We start from the raw sequence: 24483 nt of genomic DNA on the forward strand, positions 1-24483 counted from the left end.
ATCTACCCCTTCGCGTCCCTTCCGTCGAACCCGTAGGCGCTCTGCACGAGTGCCACCCGGATTTCGTAACACGCATACCAATTTCCCCGACCCCGGCGTTGCGCCTCAACGTGATCGACAACTGCTTTCCAGGCACGGATGCTCTCCTCATCCTTCCAATAGGAGTTGATTATGCCGAAACCATCCGCGCGGCGAGCGCTCTCGAAACCTTGAAAGCCAGGCTGCTGTTTTGCTAGTTCCACCATCGCAGCGCCGGTTTCACCATAGCCGTCTTCGACCTCGGTTCGTTGCGATGAGAAACAGACGACGTAATAAGGTGGCGCAGGCAAGGAAGCTATAGTCATGGCAACCTCTCGTTGCTATAACAAAGATCATCGCACTTTGCGTCGTAGGTCAATCCCATCGCGCGCGTCTGCCGTCGTGCTGTCGTCTTACATTTGTCTCGGGCCCGTCGGCGGCATTGCCTAGCCGGAGCCGCTATGTTGCTTTCGGATCTCATCTATCGTCCGTTCGAGACGCTCATTCGTCCGCTCGATATTCCGTACACGCCGCTGCCGTCACGCGGGCCTTTTGCGCTGCTCGTGCATTTCGCCTCGATGTTCCGCGGCGTGCTCGCGGCCGTCGCCATCCTCATGATCGCCATCGAAGGCATCAATCTCGCGACGATCTGGGGCATTTCCTTCGTCGTGGACGGAGTGACCGCCAAGGGCGCAGCCGCTTTCCTCGAAGAGAGTTGGCCGACGCTAGCCGTCCTCGGCGTGCTGATTTTCCCCGTGCTGCCGCTGCTGATCTTCCTCGGCAACACGCTGAACTCGCAGACGGTGGCGGTATGTATGCCGGCGGCGATGCAGTGGCAGGGTCACAAGGCGGTGGAGCGCCAGGACCTCGCCTTCTTCCACGATCTCTTCGCCGGACAGGTAGCTACGCGCATTTCCCAGGTCGCGTCTGCCGTGCAGCAGCAGATCGTCGTGGCCTTCTACCAAGTACCGCTCTTCCTGGTACAGTCGGCTCGCTCGTTCTGCTCAGCGCGCTCTCCTGGCCGTTGGCGCTCCCCGTGTTCGTCTGGATCGCGGCCAACATCGCGCTTGCGGCGGCAGCGGTGCCGCGTTTTTCCGAGCGTTCGCGCAAGACCGCCCGCGCGCGCAGCCTCGTCGTCGGCGCCATGACCGACCTCTACAGCAACATCCAGATGAAAGGCGCATCCACTTGACGACCGACACGAGCGTCATCCTGCTCAACACCGTCCTCACACTCGCTATTTCCATCATAGGTTTCTCGGGACTCGTGGGCGGTTTCGTCACTATCGGCCAGTTCGTCGCCTCGATCGCTATCGTGCTGCGGCTCAATGCCAACTCCCGTGCCTTCCTGCAGATGGGGCAGCAGATTTTCCAGGCGGTCGGAACGATCCGCGACGCCATGCCCGTCGTGACCACGCCGCCGACTATCATCGACGCCCCGAACGCCAGGCCGCTCACGGTGACGGCGGGCGAGGTCGAGTTCAGGAACGTCCAGTTTGAATATCGGCAGGGACAGGGGGTGATCGAGGGCCTTTCGCTCACCGTGCGCGCCGGCGAGAAGGTGGGGCTGGTCGGCCTCTCCGGCGCCGGAAAGTCGACCCTGGTCAGCCTGCTCCTCCGCTTCTTCGACCTGAACGGCGGCGCGATCTACATAGACGGGCAGGATATACGCAGCGTCACACAGGCAAGCCTGCGTGAGAGCATCGGCGTGGTCACCCAGGACGTGTCGCTGCTGCATCGCTCGGTCGGCGACAATATCCGCTACGGTCGGCCAAGTGCCTCGAGGGAAGAGGTGGAGCATGCCGCGAGGCTGGCCGAGGCGGACGGCTTCATCGCCAACCTCAAGGACAGCGAAGGCCGCACGGGCTATGACGCCTTCGTCGGTGACCGCGGCGTGAAACTGTCCGGTGGCCAGCGCCAGCGCGTCGCTATCGCCCGCGTCCTACTTAAGGACGCGCCAATCCTTGTACTCGACGAGGCGACGTCGGCATTGGACAGCGAGGCCGAGGCCGCGGTGCAGGACAAGCTCGCCCTGCTGATGGAGGGAAAGACGGTGATCGCCATCGCGCATCGCCTGTCCACCATTGCCAGCATGGACCGCATCGTCGTGCTCGACAAAGGCCGCATCGTCGAGGAGGGAATGCCGTCGGTGCTGCTCGAACGAGACGGACTCTACGCGCGGCTATGGAAGCGGCAGACGGGTGGCTACATTGCCGATACGGTGGATGCGACGTGAACCGACGCTGAGGCCGCCTCAATTCCATGCCGCCAGGACAGCGAGTGTTCGCTTCGAGGCAGCAAAGCGGTTGTTCCGTTAGAGAGCAGGCGAGCGACTCCTGCGCCCCATAATCGCCGTTTGTTGAAAAATGTGGGGTGGCTGGTTCAGGGCCCGCACCGGGAATTCCGGTGCTCTCCGCGAACGAGCGCAAGGCGTCGCAAGCGGTCGTCGCCAAGTAGATCGGCGAATGACGTGTTCGGGCCGCATTCCGGACCGGCAGATGCTTGCTTGGCGATGACAATCGCGGACGTTCAACCGCGATCGGGGTGGTGAACTGACCGAGCTGGAACGATTACCCCGCTACATTGTATATCTCGGCAAGGTCGCCTAGATCCCAGTTTCCACCACTCAACACCGCGCAAACCTTCTCATCCGGTTTGACCTTTATGGAGCCCGCCAACAGTGCTCCGACGCCAATCGAGGCGGCTGGTTCAGCGATCAATTTCGCATCCCTGGCGAGAGCACGCATCCCGGCGATGATGTGCTCGTCTTCAACGAGAACAATCTCGTCCACATATCTTTCGATAATCGGGTACGGGTTTTGACCCGGAACGCTCAACCTCAAGCCATCGGCAATAGTGTTCTTCAAGGGAAGCGATGTGCGCTCCTTGTTGATCCGGCTGTGAAAATACTTCGGTGTCAAGGCAGGCTCTGCCCCGATAACGCGCACCGATGGTTTCGTTTCCTTGATAGCGGTAGCAATTCCCGAGATCAGGCCTCCACCGCCCACGGGAACGATGACCGTGTCCACATCGTCCAGGTCCTCGAGTATTTCACAGCCGATCGTTCCCTGACCGGCCATCACGATCGGGTCCTCAAAAGCGTGAACGGGCGCGTATTTGTTTTCTTCAGCGATTTCATACACCCTTTTCCATCGGGCGGCGGTGTCGCCATCGAAAAGAATGACTTCTGCCCCGAGGGCTTTCGTGTTTTCGATCTTGATCTTGGGCGTGGTGACGGGAAGGACCAAGAGCGCCTTTACGCCCAGCATCCTGGCGGCATAAGCAAGCCCTTGGGCATGATTGCCCGACGACGTCGCGATAATGCCGTTTGCGATCTCTTCTCTCGAGAGCGAGAGGGCCTTGTTCAGGGCGCCGCGGATCTTGAAGGCGCCAGTAATCTGCAGCGTTTCGGGTTTGAGATAAAGCTGACAGCCAGCGGCTTTCTCGATCTTCTCCGCACGCAACAGCGGCGTGTGCCTGACGTGCGGCTTCAGCCGTTCCCGGGCTTCACGGATGTCCTGAATGGTGGGGTAATTGCGCATGGTCATTCCTCAAAGAACTGGAAGAAGGCGCCGACGTTATTGGCGATGGCGTTCCGATAGATTTTGCTGGCAGTCGTATTGTCTTGTATGGCCATGCCGGTGGAATCGAAAATCGTGATTTCGTCATCACTTACTCGTCCTGGCTTCTTCCCCAGCAATATCTCGCCGATTTCGCCATGGATGGCGTCTCTGGTGATGATATCTTTATTCAGGGGGTGCCAAGTCTCGCCCTTTTCGGTGCACTGCGCAACCGAGTCGACGACGACCTTCGCGTTCCTGAAGAGCTCCGGATCCAGCTCCTGTTTGCCGCGTTGATCCGTGCCGATTGCAACGATGTGTGTACCGGGCTTCACCCAATCCGCTTCCACAAGCGACCCTTTCCCGCGGGTCGTCGTAATCAGGATATCGGCCTGCTCAACGGCTTCTTTCTTGGAGTTGGCCATGATTACAGGAATGCCATGCTCGCTTTCGATATCCGTCTTGTATTTGGAAAGCGTATCCCGGTTATTGTCCCATGCGTGGATCTCTTCGATCTTCATGATCTCGTTGATCGCCCGGATTTGCATTCGCGCCTGGTTTCCCGTCCCGACCGACGTAATTTTCCTGGCGTCTTTCCTTGCCAGTGCCTTGACGGAAACGGCTCCAGACGCACCGGTTCTGAGACCAAGGATCAAGCTTCCGTCCATAATGCAAATTAACGCACCGCTCCTGCCATCAAACAGGAAAATGGTCGCCATGCCGTTGGGCACGCCGTGTGCTGTCGGGTTGTCAATGAACCCTCCAGAAGAGGCTTTCATGGAGATCACTTCATTGGCTTTGTAATAACCAAGCTTGAAGTCAATTTCCCCACGAGGCGGTGGGAGATCTATTCCGATATAGTCGGGTTGTTCCACCTGATCGCTGTTAAAGGCCTTGTATGCCTCTTCCACCGCGCCGATGACTTCCGCCATGCCGATTAGCCGTCTTACGTCATCCTTCTTAAGCAGCAGCGTTTTCATGCACGACCTCTCTGTTCTTGGATTCATGGGATGCATCGGACAGCACGCCCAGCACCGCAATCACCATAGCGGGCGAGCGGCGAGAATCGTGGCCGTATTCGCCATGACCTCCAGTCGATTGTTCCGTATCGCATTGGGGCTTTGGCAGAGAGTTGCGGCAGGCTTCTTTCCGAGCTAGGCGTCAGCGCGTAGTCTCCGCCACGGTTGGCACAAGATGCGGCGCAGGCGGCAAAGGTTAGCGCAAACGCGTCGCGCATCGCCGTACGTCGGGAGGAACGACTGTCTTCTACGGTTTACCGTAAACGCAGAAGACACAGGCCAGGACCGCACCATGACGACCCAAGAGATCATGCTCGAGAAGATGGCGCCAAAGCATCTTGACGGTGCGTTGGAACTGTCCCGCCAGGTCCAATGGCCGCATCGGCGCGAGGATTGGGAACTGGTCCAGTCAATCAGCCAGGGAATCGTCGCACTCGAAGAGGATCGCCTCGTCGCGACCGTCATGATGACGCCCTATGGCGATGACGCCGCCACCATCAACATGGTCATCGTCGATGCCGCGATGCGCGGCCGCGGCCTCGGCCGGAAGATGTTGGAAGAGGCGCTTGCCAAGGCGGGAGAGCGCACCTGCTATCTGGTGGCGACGCAGGAAGGTCTTCCGCTCTACGAGAAAGTGGGTTTTGCTGTGACCGGAGAGACCGTGCAGCACCAGGGCGAGCCGTTGCGGGTTGAGGCGCCGGCCCATGTAACATGGAGCGAGAGCGGCGATCATGCCTACTTGGTGGCGCTGGACCGCGCGGCAAATGGCCATGACCGTTCGGCATTGATGGAGATTCTGCGCGAGCGGGCGAAGTTCGCTGTCATTCGCGATGACGGCGAGATCCAGGCCTTCGCGGCGATCCGGTCTTTCGGCCGTGGTCTGGTCATCGGACCGGTGGTAGCGAGAAACGCTTCCGAAGCCAGGGCCCTGATCGATTTCCTGCTCGCCCATCACCAGGGCAGGTTCGTCCGTATCGACACGGATGTCTCCACGGATCTTGCAGGATGGCTCACCGCGCGCGGGCTCAACCACGCTGGCTGTGGGATCAAGATGCGACGTCGCGGGGCCGCGTGCGGGCAAAGCAAACCCACCCATCACTGCAACTACGCGCTGGTCAGTCAGGCACTCGGTTGATCTTGGTGGAAAAGATGAGGGGACTCGCTTGTCGAACTCGACGGTGCTATCTGGTTCATCCGCTCACCTCGTATCGCCGCCATGAGGCGGCGGGCAGGTGCTGAAACGGCCAAGGAAGCGACTGTCGCCTGCGCGACCGGACATAAGCTTCTCGACGGGTTCGCGGGATCTGTGGGGCGTCAATGCCCGATACGTGCAGGACAGTATCTCATCCAAGGTCGCGAACGCAGTCGCCTATAGCGCTTGATACATGACGAAGGCGTCAACATAGCCATGTGTCGGGTGACTGAACGCGCCGGGCAACGTGCCCACGACTTCAAAACCCATTTTCTGCCATAGCGAAATAGCCCGCCGGTTGGTGCTCACCACGAAGTTGAACTGCATTGCCCGAAACCCATGGGCGCGGGCGGTTGCCATTGAGTGTTCGCACAAACCACGTGCGACGCCTTTACCGGTCGCATCAGGCGCTGTGACGTATCCGCAGTTGCAAACATGCTGACCACCGCCAGCCTGATTGGGACGCATGTAATAGGTGCCGAGGATGGCGCCTGCTTGCTCGGCAACGAAGACTTCCTTGTCTGCTCCCATCCAGTACGCGAGAGCCTCGGCCCGGCTCAGGTTGCGATCGAGCGCATAGGTTTCTCCCGCTCGGATCATGGGCTCAATAATTGACCAGACGGCGGGAGCGTCTGCGGATGAGGCGGGGCGAATATGCATGGCGGCATGATCAGCCTTTGCGGCAGGTGCTGAGAAGCGGGTCATGGTGTTTTGTCCTTTGCTGACTGGGAAATGGCGGCTCCGCCTCGGCGCCTCGAGGTTGCATCACCCTCTGCGCGACATCGAAAGAGCCAACCTGGCCGTTAGTCCGGAATTTTCTGCTGACGAACCGAGGAATCCGGCCACCACACCGCCCGCATTGAGTCTGCTGCGAGGTTACTGCTGGAACAGGCTTGCCAGCGGCAAATGCGCTTTGACCAGGGGCGATTTCAGCACGACGAAGCTGAAGTACTTGTCAATGCCGATATCCGAATCGAGGAGCCGCTCCATCAGCGTCTGATACTCTTCGATTCCTGCGGTGACGAATTTTACGAGATAGTCGTAGCCTCCCGAAACCAGATGGCACTCGATCACCTGATCGACCTTCTCGATTGCAGTAAGAAATCTCGCGAAGTCGAGTTGACGGTGGTTCTTCAGCGTGATTTCGGTGAACACCGTCAACGTCTGGCCCAGTTTTCCGATATTGATCCGCGCAGAATAGCCCTCGATATAGCCCTCCGCCTGCAGCTTTTTCACGCGCAGCAAACAGGGACTTGGCGAGAGATTGACCAATTCCGAAAGTTCGACATTCGTCATTCGGCCATCCTTCTGCAATGCACTAAGTATCTTGACGTCGATCCGATCAAGTTTCATTGGCGAGCTCCCGCTGATGTAGATGGCGCGGATGCCGTTGATGTTGGTGAGAGTTGGGCCGGTGACCACGAGATCCCCGATGGCCTGAAAGCCGTATAACTATCGTGGCGCGCGGCTTCAGCCCAAGGCTCGTCGGAGCCTCGGCAGCTGCTGCAAGCGCCAGAGCGGGCGCCGCCACGACATGTACTTCTGCTGGCGGATCCAGGGCCTTCGGCGGTTCTTCCCCTTACTCGAGCACCCGAAGGGTTGCCGGCGAATGCCTTTCCGGCGCCGATCACGACACAACTGCCTTTCGGCGGCGGCGGCAGATGCTGCGGGACGATCAACGCCGGGTCGGCACTGCAGACAGCAGCGTCAAAGATCCGGCGCAATGCCTTCCTTGCTTTCTGATCGTCCCAGATCATCGTCTGCCAAGTGTCCCTAGACGTTGGATGAATGAATCGCGTCACAGACGGCCTCGGTAACCTCCCGGGTCGTGGCGGTACCGCCTACGTCGAGGGTAAGGATTCTGGCGCCAGTCACCCGCTCGACAGCGCGCATGAGGCGGGCCGAAGCGTCCTGCTCGCCGAGGTGGTCAAGCATCTGGGCAGCCGTCCAGAAAGTGGCGACCGGGTTGGCGATGCCCTTACCGGTAATGTCGAAGGCGGAGCCGTGGATCGGCTCGAACATCGAGGGAAAGCGGCGCTCCGGATCGATGTTCGCCGTCGGTGCAACCCCCAGGCTACCGGCAAGCGCGCCAGCGAGATCGGAGAGAATGTCGGCGTGCAGGTTCGTTGCCACGATGGTGTCGAGGCTCTGCGGCTTGAGCGTCATCCTGACCGTCATGGCATCGACCAGCATCTTGTCCCACGTCACGTCGGGGAATTCCTCCGCCACCTCAGAAGCGATCTCGTCCCACATGACCATGCCATGTCGCTGGGCATTCGACTTCGTAACGACCGTGAGCAACTTGCGCGGGCGGGATTGGGCCAACATAAACGCGTAGCGCATAATGCGGGTGACGCCGACGCGGGTGAAGATGGCGACCTCAGTGCCGACCTCTTCGGGCAGGCCGCGGTGGGCGCGGCCGCCATGGCCAGAATATTCGCCTTCGGAGTTCTCGCGTACGATCACCCAGTCAAGGTCGCCGGGGCCGCAATTGCGCAGCGGGGAGGTTATGCCAGGCAGGATCCTGGTTGGCCGGACATTGGCGTACTGGTCGAAGCCCTGGCAGATCGGCAATCTGAGTCCCCACAGGGTGATATGGTCCGGAACATCCGGTGCTCCGACCGCGCCGAAATAGATAGCGTCGAATTTCTTGAGCTGCTCCAGCCCGTGCGACGGCATCATCACACCATGTTTCTTGTAGTAGTCAGATCCCCAGTCGAAATTTTCGACGGTGAACTTGACGTCGCCGAGTCGCATCTCCAGGTTCGCAAGAACCGTTCGGCCGGCGGCGATCACCTCAGGTCCGATGCCGTCCGCGGGTATGGCTGCGATGGAGTATTCACGCATCAAACTTCTCTGTAGCGTTATTTGCTCAAGTTAGCTGGCAACGGCCGTTCTGCGCCTTCGGCGCCATGCGATTGGCGTCGACGCCGCGACTCCGCCGAAAAGCAGGCTCTGGCGGAGCCGGAGACGAAGCATCCAAGATGGTGCTTGCTCCGCGTCGAACCGGCGGCACCGGCATCCTCAGCGCCGCCTGGCAGGTTATCCTTCGGAGCTGTCAAATTCCGCAGGGAGCGCAGGTCAGCGTTGATCGAGCAATTTGATCTGGAGATCTTCCCAGTGCTCCTGGAACGCCTCCCGCGCCGTATCGTAGTGGCGGCTTCTCAAGCTGTTGATGAGCCGCTCGTGTTCTTCCGCCATTTCTTCGGCAGTGGCGTAGAAATCCTGCCGCTGTGCGAGGAGAAGCTCAATCTCGCCCTCGAGGTCTGAATAGGTTCGCTTCAGCCGAGCGCTGCCGCTAGCGGCGATAATCGCGCGGTGGAAGTCACGGTCCGCAGCAACCAGCAGGGATCTGTCGGAGGATAGAGTCGACCTGTGCATAACCTCGACCGCCTCCAGCGCCTGAGATGGGATGACGCCGGTCAGCACGATCAGACGAATGGCCTCGCCTTCGATGGCGCCGCGCACGCGTGTGATATCGACGATATCGTCGGGCCCGAATTCGGGCACCACAAAGCCTCGGTTCGGTATCTGACGCAGCAGGCCCTGCGTGACGAGCACCTGGGCTGCTGTACGGAATGTGTGCCGCGAGGTCGAATGCTCCTCGCACATCTTCACGTCGCGGAGGAACTCGCCTGGTCGGAAATCTCCCGACAAGATGCGCCGTCGCAAGGCGTGGGTCAGGATTTCCACCGCGCTAGCGGGCAAGGGCTCGAGATTCATCTCAAGATCTTCGGCTTGATTCTTGGCGTGCAGCGGCGGCATGGCTTTAGCTTTGCTCGTTGATCTTGTTTGCATACCTACGCCACATGCGGCGGGGAAGGGCAAAGATGATATTGTGCCGCCCGGCTGCATGGTGGCGGGTCCTAGATCTGCACGGACCGAAGCGCCTCGTCGACGCCCTCGAGCAGACGCGCCGCGTTGGCCGATGTGAAGATGAGCGGGGGCCTGATCTTGAGGATATGCGCGTCCGCTCCCGTCGCGGAAATGAGGATGCGCCGGTCGCGCAAGGCATTGACGGCTGCAAGCGCACGGTCCATGTCCGGCGTTTTCCGGTCTCTATCCTTGACGAGTTCGACGGCGAAATAGAGGCCGGCCCCGCGAACATCGCCGACGAACTCATATTCCTTCTGTAGGTCCCGTAGGCCATGGAGGATTTCGCCGCCGACCTTGGCGGCGTTGTCTAACAGGCCCTCTTCGAGGATCGTGTCGAGCACGGCCCTTGCAGCGGCGATAGCGACGGAGTTGCCGCCAAACGTGTTGAAGTAGCGCATGCTCGATCCGAATTCGGCGATGAGTTCGGGCCGCAGGACTACGCCGGCAACGGGATAGCCGTTGCCCATGGGCTTGCCCATTGTCACGATGTCCGGATCGACCTTGTGACGGGAGTGACCCCAAAAATGGGTGCCGGTCCGCCCGAATCCGGACTGCACCTCGTCGGCGATGAACAGGCCGCCTGCCTTGCGCACCACTTCCGCCACCGGCGCCAATACGTCCGTCGGGTCGACATAGAGACCATCGGAGGAGAAGACGGAGTCGGCGATGAAGGCCGCTAGGCCGCCGCCATGCCGCTCCATGTCGGCGATCTGCCGTGCGACATCCTCCGCCATCCGCCGGCCGATTTTCTCGACGGGTAGGCGATAGGAATCCGGCGCGGCGACCGTGCGAAGATAGGGGTCCAGAGCCGACTTCTTGCCGAGCGACGGCGAGATTGCCGCCACCGCGCCGCTGTTGCCGTGATAGGCTTCGGCCGTGACGATGACGCCGGTCTTGCGTGTGTGGTAACGCGCGATTCGCAAGGCGAGGTCGTTGGCTTCCGAGCCGGTGCATGTGAACATCGCGCATCCGGTTCGGCCGAGTTCGCCACCGAACGTATTGATCAGGGCTTCGGCATAGTCCAGCAGGGGCTCCTGCATGTAACGCGTGTGGGTACAGAGTACCTCGAGCTGCTTCTGGATCGCCTCGACGACGCGTGGATGAGAGTGACCCAGCGATACCACGTTGTTATAGGCATCGAGATATTCGTTGCCGTGCCTGTCATAGAGGAAGACGCCCTTGGCCCGGGAGATCTCAACCGGCGACTTGTAGAAGAGCCGATAAGCGGGCCCGAGCAGCCTTTGCCGCCTGGCGATATGCGCCAGATCTTCACTTGTGAGATGAGACGTGTCCTGAGGGTTGAAGCCATTTGGCATGTCGCCACGGAAGCCCTTGGGTAGGATAGTCGCTTGCTTGGACATTACGGTTCCTATCGTGTCAGAAGATCGGAAATCTGTGCGGTCGAAATCGAGTGGAACCACTCGAGGTGGGCCCAGCCGGCTTCGGTATTGCGCAGGATATAGCGGCTATTCTCGGGGAAGATTTCGGCGCGCCAGCACGTCAGCAGCGCACGGACCGCAAGACGGCCCATCGACAGGAAGGGGATGAGCCGGAGTTCCTCGTCCGTCAGTTCGGCGTGGCGGAGATAACCGCGCAGAACGTCGCGCGGTTCGTCGAACAGGTCACGCCGGTTCCCATGGTCGAACGTTTTTGGCATTTGATTCATCAACGCCGTGGAGACATCGACGGCGACAGCGGTACGGACCGCATCGCCGAAGTCGATGACGCCGGTCAGGAACTGCGGGCTGGCGTGATCGACGACCAGGTTCGACGTATTGAAGTCGTTGTGGAGCACCTGCCGCCGGCACAGGTCGAGGCTCGGCTTGACTTCGGCAAACCGTTCGAGCGCGCGGACGGTCCAGGCACGCTTGCCGCCCTCGGGGATGAAGCTCAACAGATCGGTGAGATCGAGCAGATGCGTGACGTCCCATGCGACCGCCCGGCCGTCTGCGGGATGCGAGAAATCGGCCATGGAATGACGCAGCTTTGCTAGGATTTCGCCGATCCGTTCGCGCTGTGGGGCTGTGCAAGATGTCCGGTCGAGCGGAGTGCCGGGGAGGAAGGTAATGAGCCGCACCACTCGCCGCTCGCCGGCACTGGTAGTGACGATCGGCAAATCCGCGCCGTCGACGTCGCGAAGTGCACGGGGGACGGGTAGATCAGGGGCCCGCTGCTCGAGATGACGCATCAGCGCGACCTGGAAATCGAGCTCCTCCATCCGCTCGGAAGGATGAGCGATCTTCAGCACGAACTTCCCCCGGGCCGCGCAGTTGAGGAGGAACGTGTCGTCTTTCTCGGTTTCAAAGCGCGTGGCCGAGCCACGCGCGCCATATAGTCGTTCGGCGATTTCTTCGGCTTCCGCGGCGCCAACGGGATGGCACGCCTCGGAAAGCTCAGGGACGCGGACTGGCCCGCACTGATGCTTGTGACCCATCTTCAACTCATTCAGATCCTGCCTCGAGAATGGGCAGCTCGATGGCCTCACTATCTCACATTCCAATTTTTGTACAACAATTTCTTTTCTGAGGGAGATTTCTTGCGGATTGGGATCAGTCTTTTTCTGCCGAATGACGATTGACGACTGCGTAGGATGTTCTGAGGAATACCGACAAAACCAAGGGAATACCGTCATACTCAGCCGCATCATCGCGAAATTTGTGTTGTTTGAATAACGGCGCACTCAAGCTGTCGGCAAGCGGCAGGACGATTAACCATCCGAAAATTGTTGGACAATCTCTTGCCGTCGCCACAAAGTTATGCCAGTGTGCTCCCACTGGCCGGAATGCAGCAAGCAAGTTGGAGTGCTCCGCCTGATATCAAAAAAGACAAAGGATATGAAACTGATCAGATACGGACTCTCAAAGGTACCTGCGTCGCTGCCGCATTGCGGTCTATCGGCACCGCGGCCTCTTTAGACAGGCGGCATGCCCAGGACGATGACCTTGTGTAGGCACACTGTGCCGTAAAATTGGAAGGAATACACGCCATGACTCAATTTCGACCGAAGTACGTCACCTTCGACTGCTACGGCACGCTCACCAATTTCGATATGGCCGGCGCTGCGCGACGCGTCTACGCCGAGCGTCTCTCCCCAGAAGCGATGGCCGGCTTTGTCGAGGCTTTTAGAGGCTATCGCCTTGACGAGGTGCTAGGGTCATGGAAACCTTTCCTCGAAGTGGTGCACAATTCCATCGAACGCAGCTGCAAACGCATCGGTATCCCGTTCAAACCCGAAGACGCGCAACGCATCTATGACGAAGTGCCAACCTGGGGTCCGCACCCGGACGTCCCGGCTGGCCTGTCCAAGGTGGCCAAGGAAATTCCGCTGGTCATCCTGTCGAACTCCATGAACAGCCTGATCATGTCGAACGTGGAAAAGCTGGGCGCGCCCATCCATATGGTAATCACGGCAGAAGAAGTCGGGGCATACAAACCTCTGATGAAGGGCTTCGAATACATGCTCGACAAGCTCGGCTGCGGGCCCGAAGACATTACTCATGTGTCCTCATCCTTCCGCTACGACCTGATGACCGCCTATGACCTGGGCATCAAGAGCAAGGTCTGGGTCAACCGCGGCCATGAGCCGGCCAATCCCTATTACGAATACACCGAGATCAAGGATATCGGCGGGTTAGCCGCCGCCGTTGGCCTGGAACCAGCCCTCAAGCGTGCCTGAAAAACTAGCGCTCAGGCGCTGTCGCTACGATGAGACCGGGGCGGTTCATTCGCCCCTTCTCTTTATCGTTCGAAGGGGAGCAAGCATGGCCTTTAGAGACCCCTTCCGCACGAGTGACCTGCTGGCGTTAGAGGACGGTATGATCCGTACGTGAGGCAACGGCACGTCAGGCTCGGGACGCGTTTGTTACGCGGCCGCTATCGATGTCCGCTTTCGAGTAACCGGGGCTGTTCCTCAACGACCGATTTGGGGCGCACAGCGGTCGTCCGCGAAGCGTGCGGGAATGACTGGACCGGGTCGATCTTTCCGGTTCCCATCTATCCTGACAGCTCGACGGGTTGGTGCGTAATGCCGGATACGGGCAGGACAGCATCGCCATTCAACCCGAACGCCAACTCGTGTATAGCGCTCGAAGGCGGCGGGAGCGTCAGTGGATGTGGCGGGGCGGATATGCATGGCGGCATATTCTGCGTTTGGAGCAGGTGCTGAAGGGCAGGTTTACAGTATTTTTGTCCTCTATTGGCTGGGAAATGGCGCCGCCGCCTTTTCGGCATCTCGACGGTCGGATCACCGTTCACGCGCAATCGAAAGGGCTAAGCTGACCTCTGGTCCAGAGTTTTCTGCTGACGAACCGGGGATTCCGAACGATACAGCGGCTGGGACCGGCCTACGATTGCTCATAACGGAAACAGATCCCCGCCAAAAAAGGACGAAGCGCATGACCACTTTCCGCCCGAAATACATCACCTTCGATTGCCACGGCACGCTGATCAACTTCCAGATGGCGGAGGCGGCACGCGATCTTTACGGCGACCGAATGAGCCAGCAGAAAATGCTGCAGTTCATCGCGGACTTCTCTGCGTACCGGCTCGATGAAGTCATGGCCGACTGGAAGCCCTATGCGGAGGTGGTCCATAACGCATTGGCGAGGACCTGCAAGCGCAACGGCGTCGACTTCAAGGACGAAGACGCCCAGAAGGTATACGAACGCGTTCCCACCTGGGGGCCGCATCCGGACGTTCCGGCTGGGCTTGCCAAGGTGGCCAAGGAAATTCCGCTGGTCATCCTGTCAAATGCAATGAACTCGCAGATCATGTCCAACGTCGAGAAGCTCGGCGCGCCTTTCCACGCCGTTTACACCGCCGAAGAGGCTCAGGCCTACAAGCCGCACTTCCGGGCCTTCGAATATATGCTGGACATGCTTGGTTGCGGTCCGGAGGACATACTGCATTGCTCCTCCTCGTTCCGGTACGATCTGATGTCCGCACATGACCTCGGGATCAAGAACAAGGTTTGGGTCAATCGCGGTCACGAGCCGGCCAATCCCTATTACGGCTATACCGAGATCGCCGGCATCTCGGAATTGCCAGGCGTCGTCGGGCTCTGAGGAAGCCTGAATTACATCTGAAAACCTCTCTTCCAGCGGCCCGATAACGGACCTCGGTTTGCCGGAGTGTCGAGGGCCGATGGAGAGCCATTACGGTGCCGCCGTGTTCGGCGGTGGCATCACGGGCCCGGCGCGGGCGAGGTAATCCCAGGGCCGGGACCGAGACAATCGTGCTGGAGGCGGGACGGTGGCCCCGCCCGCCTTCAGCAGAAATCGCCCGACCTTATCAAGGCTGGGCGCAGCGGAATGGATGCCATCTCGACGGTCGCTTGTCGGATGAGCATGCCGCCCGCTCCAAACAGTGCGAGGTCTCAAACTTGGGTGCTTGTAACGATGCGGTTCCAGACGACGGCAAGGGTCATCTCGACGGCACCCAGTCGGTCGGCACGCCTTTCACCGAAGTGTATTTTCGGGCCGCCGCCGCTATTCTGGCGACAAAGCCAAGCGCTGCGGAAGCGCGCGTGTCGGGTGAGCTGCTACTACGCCACTACGGTTTGACGGGAACGATCATGGTCCTGTCCTCGGAAGTCGAGTGTACCGCGGACGTCACCCTGTTGAACGGCGATCGGTTGATCCTCAAAACGTCAGCGCGGCCGGAAGGACGAGACAGTTTCCGCTTCCAGGTTGCGGCCCTTGCAGGGCTGGAAGGCGCTTCCGGTTTCGCAGCACCTCACATCGTGCGTACCAGCGGCGGTACGCTGATGTTCGAAGAGGGGGAGATTTGCGGCTACCTGCAGACCCGACTTTCGGGGGTGCCGCTGCACCAGGCGAACGCCACTCCGGACGTCCTTTACCAGGTCGGCCAGGCGCTTGGTAGGCTCAGTTTGGCTCTCGAGCCTCTGAAGTTGCCCGCGATGCACCGCCCAGTCCTTTGGCATGTCGGATGCTGGCCGAGGCTAACGGAACTGGAGAAGCATCTGCCTACAGGGTCCGTTGCAGAATCCGTGCGTCTTGCCATGAGCAACTATGTCGAGTTTACCAAGCCGCAGCTGCGCAAGGTAGCATGGCAGGTCACGCACAATGACCCTAACCCGTTCAACACATTCCTGACCGATGATGGTGTCGCGTTCATTGATTTCGGCGACGGCTGCTGGGGTCCACGGCTTCAGGATCTTGCGATTGCGGCAAGCCACGTGGTGACGGACCCGTCTTTGGCTCTGGGCGGCGCAGAAAATCTCATCGCTGGTTATGCTTCGGTAATTCCGCTTTCCGCGCTCGAGGCAAAACTGCTCGTCGGGTTGATAATGGCGCGGCAAAGCGCCCTCATCCTGATCAACTACTGGCGAGCCGAGCTGTTTCCGGCAGAGGCAGCATATATCAAGAAGAACGTGGCCCGAGCCGAACGCGGGCTCGCTATCCTATCGGCGTTAGGCGTCGGGGAGGCGGAGATGGCTGTGCAACGCGCGGTGCCTTAGTTCGGCGTTGCCGAAGGCACTCCGAGTGTTTCGTCACTCGCCTTGGAATCAGTACGGTAACTCGCGACCTTCTCGCGGTGGAAACTTAAGCAGGATCAAAGCTATGTCCACAGATCTCATGCCCAACCGCTTTACCCCCGGGGAAGCCACAATTCCCCCCCGCGAATCTGAGCTGATCGCCCGGCGCGACAGCGTACTGGGAGCCTCCTACAGGCTCCAATACCGCCGACCGGTACATTTCGTTCGCGGCGAGGGGATATGGCTCTACGACCCCGACGGACATCGCTATCTGGATTTCTATAACAATGTGCCCTCTCTCGGGCATTGCAATCCCGAGATCAACGCTGCCATGGCGGAACAAGCCAGCCGAATGAGCGCAAATACCCGCTATCTCGAACCGAGGCTTGTCGACTATGCCGAACGGCTCGTGGCCACCTTTCCCGAGGAGTTGAACCGCGTTGTCTTTACCTGCACGGGAAGCGAATCGAACGATCTGGCGCTTCGGATCGCCCGTTTGACCAGCGGCAGTGAGGGCGTGATCGTCTCTTCCCACGCCTATCACGGCACCAGCGCGGCCACGGCGATGGTGTCGCCCAATCTGGGCGACGCCGTCAAGCTCAGTCCTGCCGTACGGATGGCGTCTCTACCAGGCCCCGCAGGCATTTTGGAAGCGCAGGCAGCGGACTTCTTTGAAGCGCAAGTGCGAGCCGCCATTACAGACCTGAACCGGCGTGGCATTGGCGTCGCGGGCCTCCTCATCGACAGCATTTTTTCGAGCGACGGCGTCTGGGTGGACCCGCCTGGCTTCATCGCCGGCGGCGTTAGGGCCGTGCGGGAGGCGGGCGGTCTCGTCATCGCCGATGAAGTGCAGCCGGGATTCGGACGGACGGGCACGCACATGTGGGGTTTTGAGCGGCACGAAGTTGTTCCGGACCTCGTTACCCTCGGCAAGCCCATGGGCAATGGATTTCCAATCGGCGCGGTCGTCGGCCGTAAGGCACCGATGGATCGCTTTGGCGCTACTGCCCGGTACTCGAACACATTCGGCGGCAATACCGTCGGGATCGCGGCGGCTGACGCCGTCCTGACAATCTTGCAAAGGGATCGGATCCCCGAGCATGCGCACGCCATGAGTGAGCGCCTGAGGCTGGGGTTGGAGCATCTTGCCAAGCTGCACCCCGGCATTCGCGGTATTCGAAATGCCGGGCTGTTCTTCGGCATCGACATCGGGTTGGATGGAGCGGGAGAGGCCAGCCGGCGTGCCATGGCCTTGAATATCGTAAACCTGATGCGTGAGGATGGCGTTTTGATCAGTACGACGGGCGCCAACGAGGATACGCTGAAGGTGCGCCCGCCGCTGATTTGCCAGGCGGAGCATGTGGACCGGTTCCTCGAAGCCATGGAGTGCGCGCTCAAGAAGGCCGTCGCGCAGGTGTAACATAGGCTGCCTCGGCGGCCGAATTTACCGGATCGCGGGCTCGAGCGATTCTCATAAGCGAAAGTAAGTCCATGAAGCTCGATCGGATCGACGTCAAGATACTGCACGTGCTGCAGCAGAATGGCCGAATGACAAATGTGGAACTTTCGGAGGTGGTGAACCTATCGCCGAGCCCGTGCCTCATGCGCGTGAAGAAGCTGCAGTCGGAGGGCTTTATTGAGGGCTATTCGGCGCAGATCAATGTCGCCAAGTTGGGGCAGACGTTAACGGTGTTCACCGAGGTCACGCTCAAGAACCACCGGCAGACCGACTTTGCACGCTTCCTCGCCGCCGTTGAGAAGATCGATCAACTGATCGAGTGCCATGTGGTCTCCGGCGGCTACGACTACCTGTTGAAATTCGTGACCACCGGGATCGGCGAATATCAAGAGATCATGGAGCGGCTGGTCGAGTTGGACGTCGGCATCGACAAATATTTCAGCTTCGTCGTGCTGAAATCGCCGGTCGGGAAGCGGCACCTGCCGCTGACGAACCTGTTTCGGCCATAGAATCTCAACAACACTTTCGCCCTTTGCTCCCACTGGACGGTGGGCGTTTCGATCTCCAGCGAGAAGGCGCACCCCCATGAAATTCCTCCCTTACTGGCACGACACCGCCCCAGCCTTCGCGGGGGCCGCGGAGGGTCCGGTCGATGGCCACTACGACGTCGCAGTGATCGGCGGCGGCTTCACCGGCCTCGGCGCCGCCCGCCAACTCGCCAAGGCGGGCGCCAATGTCGTCGTGCTGGAGGCGGAGAATGTCGGCTCGGGCGCCTCCGGCCGCAATGGCGGACACCTGAACAACGGGCTCGCGCATAGCTATGTGGCGGCAAAGGCGGAGCTCGGCAAGGAGCGGGCGATCGCGCTTTACAAGGCGCTCGACGACTCGATCGACACGATCGAGGCACTTATCGCTGAAGAGCGAATCGACTGCAGCTTCCGCCGCGCCGGCAAGCTGAAGCTCGCTTCCAAGCCCCAGCATTTCGACGCGATCGCCCGCAACTTCGAAGCCGTGCATGCGGAGGTCGACCCAGATACAGCGCTTCTCCGAGAAGGCGACCTGAAGCAGGAAGTCGGCTCACCCTTCTTCGGCGCGATGCTGTCGAAGAAGAGCGCGATGATGCATATGGGCCGCTACGTCGTCGGGCTCGCCGAGGCAGCCAAGCGGCACGGCGCGACGATCTTCGAGCAGGCAGCCGTTACGGAACATCGGCAGGCGGGCAGCCGCCATCAACTGAAAACCGCCCGGGGTAGCGTCACTGCGGATGCGGTGCTTGTCGCCACCGGGGCCTACACGCCCTCGACCTTCGGCTATTTCCGCCGCCGGATCATCACGGTCGGCAGCTTCGTCATCGCCACGCGGCCGCTGACCGAAGCGGAGATCTCGGCGACGATGCCCGGCAACCGCACCTGCGTCACGTCAATGAATATCGGCAACTATTTCCGGCTCTCGCCGGACAACCGGCTGATCTTCGGCGGCCGCGCCCGCTTCTCGGCAAGCGCCGACCAGCGCTCGGACACGAAGATCGGCGCAATCCTCAAGGCAAGCCTCGCAGAGATCTTCCCGCAACTCGCCAATGTCGAGATCGACTATTGCTGGGGCGGCCTTGTCGACATAACCAAGGACCGCTTCCCGCGCGCCGGCTATCATGACGGCGTATGTTACGCCATGGGCTATTCCGGCCATGGCGCCCAGCTTTCGACCCACCTCGGCATGATCGTCGCGGATGCGATCCTCGACAGGCCCGACCGGAACCCGCTGAAGGGCCTCGATTGGCCCGCGGTGCCGGGACATTTCGGCACACCCTGGTTCCTGCCGCTGGTTGGCATGTATTTCAAGATGCTGGACAGGTTCGGGTAGGTACTTCTGTGCCTGTTTGTGGAAACCGTCGAGGGCGAGGTGGTTCGAACCGTCGACGTGAGGCGAGTCGGGTTCCTAGTCGGTACACAGACGGCGTCCCCGTTCCGTGCTCAATCAACGGGAGCTGAGCGCCGTTGATCCGGGACTCGCTCGACGCTCGAGGCAGTCGATTGCTTCCCATCGTAGATGAACGCGAGAGAAGTTCGGCGACCTTAATGAGAAGGTCGTCTTCGGCGAGGCCGCTCTCGACCGGTTCTTCGAGCCGACCGATATCAGCGAGGCCAGCCAACATGACCTTATGCAAGAGGAAGAATCCCGCAGATATCACCAATTTTCGGTTCGACGCATAGGAGGGGGCTAGCGCCCTGACTAAAGCGCCATTTTCCGTCACTGCTCGGTCAGCTCTTTCGCCTGGTCCTTTATGGAAGTGATCGTCAGGAGCTGATGCGTCAAGCCTGGAATGGCTGCAGGGAAGCGGCCTTCCAGAGCGGCGGTACCGACCGTGAAGCCGGCGGCCCGGCCGCTGACGACGGCGTGGATGCGTTCGGCGCGGTCGATCGAACCTGCGACGATGACCGGCTTGGCGACAGCGTCGCAGACCGCCCGGATGAGGTCTGCGACATCGACATCGGCGCGATAGGCAAGGAGATCAAGGCCATGCACGCCCTCGCGGGCGGCAAGGTCCTTTGCGCTTGCAACGATCTCCGTCATGGAACCCTCCAGAACGCTCGGATGGCCCGCAATGCGGCCGGGGAAGGGGTAGTAACGGATACCACTTCCCCTAAGGAGCGGTAGGACGTCGTCGACATGGGTGCCACCAAGCAGATAGTCGACGCCGAGCGTGAGGGCGGCGCGCACCGACGCGATTTCGCTGGCGCGGTCGAGTGAAACCACTTCGAGATAACTCTTCGCGCCTGCGGCCCGGATTGCCCGGTTAAGCTCGGAGAGCACTTGGAGGGGCAGGCCGATATCCTTGAAGCCGATATGACGGACACCCGCAGAAAGCACCGAGGGAAGCTGCTCCAGCGCATCCGGGATCGTCCGGTCGTTGCGAGTCAGCATGAAGATGAAGTCGATGGGGGTCATGTCAATTCTCCTGGTCGTACGGTGCCTTCGCCAGTCGGCGGGCGTAGTCGATCGCTGTTTCGAGACTCCTCGGATCGGCAATGCCACAGCCTGCGATATCGAAGGCGGTGCCGTGGTCGGGGCTTGTGCGCACGAAGGGCAAGCCGAGCGTGATGTTCACGCCCCTTTCCAGTCCGAGATATTTGACCGGGATCAGCCCCTGATCGTGATACTGCGCGACGACCACGTCGAAGCGGCCGTTTCGGGCCTGCATGAAAACTGTATCGCCCGGCCAGGGGCCGCTGGCATCTATGCCTTCCGCACGGGCTGCCGCGATGGCGGGCGCGATGATGCGGATTTCCTCGTCTCCGAAGAGACCCCCTTCACCGGCATGCGGATTGAGCCCCGCAACGGCGATTCGGGGGCGGGCAATTCCCAACGCACGACCCCCCTGGTGGGCAAGGCGTATCGCGGACATCTGTGCCGGAAAATCGGCTTGGCGGATCGCGTCTGCCAGCGAACAGTGGATCGTCACCAGCACGGAGCGGATATCGTCATTGGCGAGCATCATCGCCACGCGCCCCGCGCCACCTTTTTCCGCGAGGATCTCCGTGTGGCCGGGGTATGGAAGCCCCGCAGCGGCAAGCGCCTCCTTGTGGATCGGCGCCGTCACGATGCCGGCGACTTTGCCCGTCCTGGCGAGTTCGATCGCCGCAACGATGGCATCATAGGCCATGCGGCCGCTGGTGGCGCTCACCTTACCAAGTGCTGGTGGGGTTTCGACGCGGGACGCGGCGAGGATATTCAGGGCGCCATCCGGCTTCGCGTCGGCGACGTCATGGATCTCGTTCATGGGCAGACTGCCGCCGAGGCTGGCGATCGCCTTCGCCATCACGGCCGGATCGCCGACGACGATGTTGCGACGTAGGTCGGTGCGGGCAAGCATCGTCTTTGCCACGATCTCTGGCCCGATGCCGGAGGGATCGCCCGTGGTGACGGCGAGCGGCGGCAGGGAGGTGTTCATGCGGTCTCCTTTCCCATTCGGCGAATGGTGTCGGCGGCATTGCGCAGTGTCATGTCGGAACCGAAGCCGCCTGCTTTCAGGGCGAGCAGCATCATTCGTCCATCGGCAAGACGAGCGCAGCCGAGGGGAAAGCCGGGCTCGAGTTCACGGATCAAATCGAAGGCGTGAATGGAGAGCCGTTCCATAAGGGCGTGCATGGTTTCTCCGCCCGTTGCGACGATGGCGTCGTATCGATGCCGGGATAAAGCGATCTCTGCTTCGTCCACCAGGGTGGCGAGAGCCTTCGCCGGGTCGTTGGTTCGGATGTGCGGTGTACGGATGCAGACGACAGAAGCTGCCTCGTCGATATCCGTCGCACGCATTGCGACCGAAGCGCCTGTCGCGGCCAATGTCTCGCACTGCGAATGGCTGACATGGTTTGCGCTGCCGACAAGCACGAGAACACGGTGCGGCGTCCCTTCGGGCGTGAAGGTGTCCTGGCCTGTGCGCCGCTCGACTACCGTGGCCAGCGCCTCCGCCATGCCCGGCGAGCCGACCCACAGCACCGGGCCGTGTTTCGCGATCTCCGCAACCCGACGATTCAGCATCACCTGCTCGCATGCATCGATGATGACCACCGGAGCGTCGCCAATGGCCTTGCCGATCTCGCCGTCCTCGATGTGCGCGGAAATTTTAGCGATCCGGCCGAGGCCGGGCTCGATCAAATCCTCGATGCGCGACGTGTGGGCGGGATGGACAGGGTCGCGGCTGTATGCCGTTTGTGCAACCGGCTCACCGTGCAGCAGTTGAATGCCGTCGATCGTCGTGCGCCCGGCAGCAGGAAAAGCAGGTGCGATGACCAAACGTGGCCGGCCGCTGGCCTGGAATGCGGCGGCAATTTCCACGCGGATATGGCCACGCAGGGTGGAGTCAATCGTCTTATACAGGAACGGCCTGTCTGCGAGCGTGGTTACCGCCTGGCGCGTCACATGCGCTGCATCGGTTTCACAGAGCATGCGGCTGCCGGTGTCGATGGAGACGAGACTGGCTTGTGTATCGTCCGGTCCTACTCTGCAGACGCGGGGGATATAGCCGCGCTTCAGGAAAGCGATTGCCCCGTCCGCCGCGCTTGTCAGGTCGTCTGCGACGACGCCAACGTGTTTGATTTTGTCAATGGTTTTTGCCATGACCTCAAGCTATTCTTCAAATCTTGAAAGGAAAATCGATATGATTTCACGCGTATTGGTGATATATTATCACCAATGAAGCGTTCGGACCTTCCCTCCCTCGATGATCTGCGTGCCTTTGAGGTCGTGGCCCGCCTGGGTTCCGTGCGTGCGGCCGCGTCTGAGTTAAACTTGACGCATGGTGCCGTCAGCCGGCGCGTTTCGAAACTCTCCGAACACCTCCAAATCCGGTTGCTGGAACCGGATGGGCGCGGCCTAAGGCTGACGGGGGAGGGCACGCGCCTCGCGCAGGCGACAACGAACGCGCTGTCGCTCGTTGCGTCGGCGTTGGAGGATATTCGCAAAGTTGACGTGTCCCCGCCGATCGTCGTTTCCTGCGAACGGTCCGTCGCCATGCGCTGGCTGATCCCGCGGCTTTCGGAGTTTCAGGATCGCCAGCCCGAGATCGACCTTCACCTTTCCGTCGGTGGTGGGGGCTTCGATTTTGCGCGCGACCATATCACGCTCGCGATCCGCAGGCTCGATTTCGCGATCGATGCAAACTGGCAGGTCGAACGGTTGATCGAAGAGGAAGTCGGTCCCGTCATGCATCCCGCCATGGCGGATCGGTTTGCGGCCGGTGGTTATGTCGCGCTTGCTGCAAAGACCCGGCCGGATGCCTGGCAGAAGTGGTCCGCCGCCCATCCGGACGCGCCGAAGCCGCGCTCGACACGCTTCCTTGACCATCATTTCCTGATGGTGGAGGCCGCAGCCGGCGGTCTGGGCGTGGCCATGTGCCCCAAGATCATTGCCCTCGACGATATCCGCAATGGCCGCCTCGCCGCGCCGCTCGGCTTTCAGCGTGATGGCTCACATTACGGCATCATTCGTTCGGCGCTGGCGAAGAAGACGGCTGGGATCGATCAATTTGTGTCTTGGCTTCTCGCCGCCATTCACGAAGATTTCTATGTGGCGTCTTGAGCCAACACACCGTCGCGGTGCCTAACTTGATCTCAAAACCGGTCAAGCATTCGAAGTGCAACAACTCGCTTCAATACCAGACCGCTATCAGGTGCTCAGGCATTCGGGCCAAGAATGTTTGCTCTGGCTTCGACAATGTGGTCGTACATGTTTCGCTCGGCCTCTCTGCTGTCGCGATCTTTGATGGCGTCAAGAGTGGCCTGGTGCTTGGCGATATAAGCCTTCATGCGCTCAGGGGTTAGTGACTGCTCCTTCATTTTCCCCCAGAGGTTTCCTGCGCGTACCGTGTGAATACCTTCATAGAGCGAGGCGAGAAGGCCATTGCGGGCGGCTCCGACGATGATGCGGTGAAAGACAGCGTCCCATTTCTCGAATTCGACCAAGGTTTCAGCCGCGCTGCCCCGATCGATCGATTTCTGCATTTCGTCGATCTCCTGTCTGGTCGCCCGTAACGCCGCCAAGGCGGCGATCTTGGGTTCCATGATCAGCCGAGCCTCGAAAACCTCGGCCGGATAGGTGCGCAACGCGTCTCCCGTGCTGCCTGGCGGGCGACGCAGGGCCGTCGAGGTAACCCCGCTGCCAGCGATAAATGTTCCCCTGCCCACATGCCTGATGAGCCGGCCTTCCTTCTCCAGAGAAGCAAGCATTCGTCGAAGTGCGGTGCGGGGCAGCCCGAGTTTGAGCGCCAGATCGCGCTCAGGCGGTAATCGATCTCCGGGCTCCAGACCTTCGGCTTCGATGAAATCCTTCAAGACTACGCTCATGAGCCCTCGCTAATTATTTTTTTCC

21 protein-coding genes and 2 pseudogenes are annotated in these 24483 nt (G+C 60.5%); 9 read left to right on the top strand and 14 right to left on the bottom strand.

Annotation, left to right across the window (positions count from 1 at the left end):
- Window positions 1–2: 2 nt before the first annotated feature.
- Window positions 3–344 carry an antibiotic biosynthesis monooxygenase gene (locus CO676_RS21120; protein ID WP_097522509.1) on the bottom strand — a complete coding sequence of 114 codons (342 nt, stop codon included), beginning with the start codon at window positions 342–344 and terminating at the stop codon, window positions 3–5.
- Window positions 345–479: 135 nt separating this feature from the next.
- Here CO676_RS21120 and CO676_RS21125 point away from each other — a divergent pair.
- Window positions 480–2253: pseudogene (locus CO676_RS21125) on the top strand (ABC transporter ATP-binding protein).
- A gap of 334 nt (window positions 2254–2587) precedes the next feature.
- Here CO676_RS21125 and CO676_RS21130 read toward each other — a convergent pair.
- Both CO676_RS21130 and CO676_RS21135 read right to left on the bottom strand, forming a co-directional pair.
- Window positions 2588–3565 (bottom strand): threonine/serine dehydratase, encoded by a 978-nt coding sequence (locus tag CO676_RS21130; RefSeq protein ID WP_179875578.1) that lies wholly within the window; start codon window positions 3563–3565, stop codon window positions 2588–2590.
- Entirely contained in the window at window positions 3562–4557 is a 996-nt protein-coding gene (locus CO676_RS21135; RefSeq protein WP_097522511.1) for an ornithine cyclodeaminase family protein, read from the bottom strand. The genes CO676_RS21130 and CO676_RS21135 overlap by 4 nt, the downstream gene beginning before the upstream one ends.
- 331 nt (window positions 4558–4888) lie before the next feature.
- Between CO676_RS21135 and CO676_RS21145 the strand changes: the two genes are divergently transcribed.
- Window positions 4889–5731, top strand: a complete 843-nt coding sequence (locus tag CO676_RS21145) for a GNAT family N-acetyltransferase (RefSeq protein WP_097522513.1) — start codon at window positions 4889–4891, stop codon at window positions 5729–5731.
- 234 nt (window positions 5732–5965) lie between these two features.
- On the opposite strand, the gene CO676_RS21150 is transcribed toward CO676_RS21145, so the two are convergent.
- The 7 genes and pseudogenes from CO676_RS21150 to CO676_RS21180 form a co-directional block, all read right to left on the bottom strand.
- Window positions 5966–6448, bottom strand: coding sequence for a GNAT family N-acetyltransferase (locus CO676_RS21150; protein ID WP_210202632.1), 483 nt, complete (start codon window positions 6446–6448; stop codon window positions 5966–5968).
- A gap of 216 nt (window positions 6449–6664) precedes the next feature.
- Window positions 6665–7141 (bottom strand): Lrp/AsnC family transcriptional regulator, encoded by a 477-nt coding sequence (locus CO676_RS21155; protein ID WP_097522515.1) that lies wholly within the window; start codon window positions 7139–7141, stop codon window positions 6665–6667.
- 251 nt (window positions 7142–7392) lie between these two features.
- Window positions 7393–7545: pseudogene (locus CO676_RS36165) on the bottom strand (glycerate kinase); the annotation flags it as partial.
- A gap of 16 nt (window positions 7546–7561) precedes the next feature.
- The gene (locus CO676_RS21165; protein ID WP_097522516.1) at window positions 7562–8635 is read right to left on the bottom strand and encodes a tartrate dehydrogenase; all 1074 of its coding nucleotides are present in this window, start codon (window positions 8633–8635) and stop codon (window positions 7562–7564) included.
- A gap of 234 nt (window positions 8636–8869) precedes the next feature.
- Window positions 8870–9553, bottom strand: a complete 684-nt coding sequence (locus tag CO676_RS21170) for a GntR family transcriptional regulator (protein ID WP_179875579.1) — start codon at window positions 9551–9553, stop codon at window positions 8870–8872.
- Between the two features lie 101 nt (window positions 9554–9654).
- Window positions 9655–11025: an aspartate aminotransferase family protein gene (locus CO676_RS21175; RefSeq protein ID WP_097522518.1), complete on the bottom strand. Its 1371-nt coding sequence runs from the start codon at window positions 11023–11025 to the stop codon at window positions 9655–9657.
- A gap of 8 nt (window positions 11026–11033) precedes the next feature.
- Entirely contained in the window at window positions 11034–12098 is a 1065-nt protein-coding gene (locus tag CO676_RS21180; protein WP_179875582.1) for a phosphotransferase, read from the bottom strand.
- Between the two features lie 552 nt (window positions 12099–12650).
- Between CO676_RS21180 and CO676_RS21185 the strand changes: the two genes are divergently transcribed.
- The 6 genes from CO676_RS21185 (at window position 12651) to CO676_RS21210 (ending at window position 19479) form a co-directional block, all read left to right on the top strand.
- Complete coding sequence (locus tag CO676_RS21185) at window positions 12651–13340, top strand: haloacid dehalogenase type II (protein ID WP_097522519.1); 690 nt, start codon at window positions 12651–12653, stop codon at window positions 13338–13340.
- A 718-nt stretch (window positions 13341–14058) separates the two neighbouring features.
- Window positions 14059–14727: a haloacid dehalogenase type II gene (locus CO676_RS21190; protein ID WP_097522520.1), complete on the top strand. Its 669-nt coding sequence runs from the start codon at window positions 14059–14061 to the stop codon at window positions 14725–14727.
- 170 nt (window positions 14728–14897) lie between these two features.
- A complete protein-coding gene (locus tag CO676_RS21195) occupies window positions 14898–16142 on the top strand; it encodes a phosphotransferase (RefSeq protein WP_245424387.1) in 1245 nt (414 codons plus the stop codon).
- A gap of 103 nt (window positions 16143–16245) precedes the next feature.
- Entirely contained in the window at window positions 16246–17580 is a 1335-nt protein-coding gene (locus CO676_RS21200; RefSeq protein ID WP_097522521.1) for an aspartate aminotransferase family protein, read from the top strand.
- Window positions 17581–17651: 71 nt separating this feature from the next.
- The gene (locus CO676_RS21205) at window positions 17652–18128 is read left to right on the top strand and encodes an Lrp/AsnC family transcriptional regulator (RefSeq protein WP_014761026.1); all 477 of its coding nucleotides are present in this window, start codon (window positions 17652–17654) and stop codon (window positions 18126–18128) included.
- Window positions 18129–18204: 76 nt separating this feature from the next.
- The gene (locus tag CO676_RS21210) at window positions 18205–19479 is read left to right on the top strand and encodes an FAD-binding oxidoreductase (protein ID WP_097522522.1); all 1275 of its coding nucleotides are present in this window, start codon (window positions 18205–18207) and stop codon (window positions 19477–19479) included.
- 387 nt (window positions 19480–19866) lie between these two features.
- Here the strand turns inward: CO676_RS21210 and CO676_RS21215 are convergent, their stop codons facing one another.
- Genes CO676_RS21215 through CO676_RS21225 form a run of 3 tightly spaced genes read right to left on the bottom strand, consistent with a single transcriptional unit; the run spans window position 19867 to window position 22734 of the window.
- Complete coding sequence (locus CO676_RS21215) at window positions 19867–20565, bottom strand: 4-hydroxythreonine-4-phosphate dehydrogenase (protein WP_097522523.1); 699 nt, start codon at window positions 20563–20565, stop codon at window positions 19867–19869.
- A gap of 1 nt (window position 20566) precedes the next feature.
- Complete coding sequence (gene pdxA, locus CO676_RS21220) at window positions 20567–21568, bottom strand: 4-hydroxythreonine-4-phosphate dehydrogenase PdxA (protein WP_097522524.1); 1002 nt, start codon at window positions 21566–21568, stop codon at window positions 20567–20569.
- Window positions 21565–22734: a four-carbon acid sugar kinase family protein gene (locus CO676_RS21225; protein ID WP_097522525.1), complete on the bottom strand. Its 1170-nt coding sequence runs from the start codon at window positions 22732–22734 to the stop codon at window positions 21565–21567. Before CO676_RS21225 ends, pdxA begins: the two co-directional genes overlap by 4 nt.
- 75 nt (window positions 22735–22809) lie before the next feature.
- On the opposite strand from CO676_RS21225, the gene CO676_RS21230 reads away from it, so the two are divergent.
- Complete coding sequence (locus tag CO676_RS21230; protein ID WP_097522526.1) at window positions 22810–23694, top strand: LysR substrate-binding domain-containing protein; 885 nt, start codon at window positions 22810–22812, stop codon at window positions 23692–23694.
- Window positions 23695–23789: 95 nt separating this feature from the next.
- Here CO676_RS21230 and CO676_RS21235 read toward each other — a convergent pair whose 3' ends face one another.
- The gene (locus tag CO676_RS21235) at window positions 23790–24458 is read right to left on the bottom strand and encodes an FCD domain-containing protein (RefSeq protein ID WP_014761032.1); all 669 of its coding nucleotides are present in this window, start codon (window positions 24456–24458) and stop codon (window positions 23790–23792) included.
- Between the last annotated feature and the right edge of the window lie 25 nt (window positions 24459–24483).

Origin of the sequence: Sinorhizobium sp. BJ1, assembly GCF_002531555.1 — a bacterium.
GTDB lineage: Bacteria > Pseudomonadota > Alphaproteobacteria > Rhizobiales > Rhizobiaceae > Sinorhizobium > Sinorhizobium fredii_B.

What these genes read in the sequence shown, in the direction of transcription:
- CO676_RS21155 (WP_097522515.1), bottom strand. Translation starts at nt 7,141, where the DNA reads ATGAAACTTGATCGGATCGACGTCAAGATACTTAGTGCATTGCAGAAG.
- CO676_RS21225 (WP_097522525.1), bottom strand. Translation starts at nt 22,734, where the DNA reads ATGGCAAAAACCATTGACAAAATCAAACACGTTGGCGTCGTCGCAGAC.
- CO676_RS21145 (WP_097522513.1), top strand. Translation starts at nt 4,889, where the DNA reads ATGACGACCCAAGAGATCATGCTCGAGAAGATGGCGCCAAAGCATCTT.
- pdxA (WP_097522524.1), bottom strand. Translation starts at nt 21,568, where the DNA reads ATGAACACCTCCCTGCCGCCGCTCGCCGTCACCACGGGCGATCCCTCC.
- CO676_RS21175 (WP_097522518.1), bottom strand. Translation starts at nt 11,025, where the DNA reads ATGTCCAAGCAAGCGACTATCCTACCCAAGGGCTTCCGTGGCGACATG.
- CO676_RS21130 (WP_179875578.1), bottom strand. Translation starts at nt 3,565, where the DNA reads ATGACCATGCGCAATTACCCCACCATTCAGGACATCCGTGAAGCCCGG.
- CO676_RS21215 (WP_097522523.1), bottom strand. Translation starts at nt 20,565, where the DNA reads ATGACCCCCATCGACTTCATCTTCATGCTGACTCGCAACGACCGGACG.
- CO676_RS21150 (WP_210202632.1), bottom strand. Translation starts at nt 6,448, where the DNA reads ATGCATATTCGCCCCGCCTCATCCGCAGACGCTCCCGCCGTCTGGTCA.
- CO676_RS21210 (WP_097522522.1), top strand. Translation starts at nt 18,205, where the DNA reads ATGAAATTCCTCCCTTACTGGCACGACACCGCCCCAGCCTTCGCGGGG.
- CO676_RS21170 (WP_179875579.1), bottom strand. Translation starts at nt 9,553, where the DNA reads ATGCCGCCGCTGCACGCCAAGAATCAAGCCGAAGATCTTGAGATGAAT.
- CO676_RS21135 (WP_097522511.1), bottom strand. Translation starts at nt 4,557, where the DNA reads ATGAAAACGCTGCTGCTTAAGAAGGATGACGTAAGACGGCTAATCGGC.
- CO676_RS21120 (WP_097522509.1), bottom strand. Translation starts at nt 344, where the DNA reads ATGACTATAGCTTCCTTGCCTGCGCCACCTTATTACGTCGTCTGTTTC.
- CO676_RS21230 (WP_097522526.1), top strand. Translation starts at nt 22,810, where the DNA reads ATGAAGCGTTCGGACCTTCCCTCCCTCGATGATCTGCGTGCCTTTGAG.
- CO676_RS21205 (WP_014761026.1), top strand. Translation starts at nt 17,652, where the DNA reads ATGAAGCTCGATCGGATCGACGTCAAGATACTGCACGTGCTGCAGCAG.
- CO676_RS21165 (WP_097522516.1), bottom strand. Translation starts at nt 8,635, where the DNA reads ATGCGTGAATACTCCATCGCAGCCATACCCGCGGACGGCATCGGACCT.
- CO676_RS21235 (WP_014761032.1), bottom strand. Translation starts at nt 24,458, where the DNA reads ATGAGCGTAGTCTTGAAGGATTTCATCGAAGCCGAAGGTCTGGAGCCC.
- CO676_RS21180 (WP_179875582.1), bottom strand. Translation starts at nt 12,098, where the DNA reads ATGGGTCACAAGCATCAGTGCGGGCCAGTCCGCGTCCCTGAGCTTTCC.
- CO676_RS21190 (WP_097522520.1), top strand. Translation starts at nt 14,059, where the DNA reads ATGACCACTTTCCGCCCGAAATACATCACCTTCGATTGCCACGGCACG.
- CO676_RS21200 (WP_097522521.1), top strand. Translation starts at nt 16,246, where the DNA reads ATGTCCACAGATCTCATGCCCAACCGCTTTACCCCCGGGGAAGCCACA.
- CO676_RS21185 (WP_097522519.1), top strand. Translation starts at nt 12,651, where the DNA reads ATGACTCAATTTCGACCGAAGTACGTCACCTTCGACTGCTACGGCACG.